General features: G+C 57.4%; 1 protein-coding gene. It reads right to left on the bottom strand.

What is annotated here, in order from left to right:
* Nucleotides 1–643, bottom strand: a 643-nt coding sequence (locus NW855_RS03475; protein ID WP_414508348.1) for an RNA-guided endonuclease InsQ/TnpB family protein, incomplete at both ends; no start/stop codon positions are given.

Genomic DNA, 643 nt, shown 5'->3' with positions numbered 1-643 from the left:
CTTGGGAACACGCTCCTCACAAACACAACAATTTTGGGACGTACCACGGGGATCCACTCTCAACACCTGTTTGCCGCGTTTGACCGCCACTGCTGTCAGAATGTCAAGAAATCGTCCCCAAGCCGCATCCAAAATCGATTTAGCCAACCGAGTCCGTGCCAGCCCTCGGACGTTGAGATCCTCCACCACCAACAGGTCGTATTGCCCCACCAGCCAGTGCGCCACTTGGTAGTGGAACGCTTTGCGTTGTCGGGCAACGTGCAACTGCAAACAAGCAACTTTCGTGGCTTGTCTCTTCCAGTTGGCGGATCCCTTCACTTTGCGGCTCAGTTGCCGCTGCTGTCGAGCCAAGTGTTTTTGGGCTCGGCGGTAGTACCGCGGGATAGGCACCACCTCCCCATCGCTGGTGGTGAGAAACCTATCCAATCCCACATCAATGCCCACCGCCTTTTTGATAGGCACAGGCTCTGGGGAAGGAACGCTTTTGTCTTCCAAGCTGATGCAGACATACCACCCATCGGCCTTGCGCACCACTGTGCAGGTTTTGGGCACAAACCCCTCCGGCAAGGGGCGGTGCAGCACCACAGGCATCGAGCCAATCTTGCTCAGCCGCAGAGTCTCCCCTTCCAGATGCGCTCCCGCC

Source organism: Synechococcus sp. RC10B2 (genome assembly GCF_047502635.1).
The sequence above is the reverse complement of the archived record's forward strand: the minus strand, read 5'-3'. Positions and strand labels throughout refer to the sequence as shown.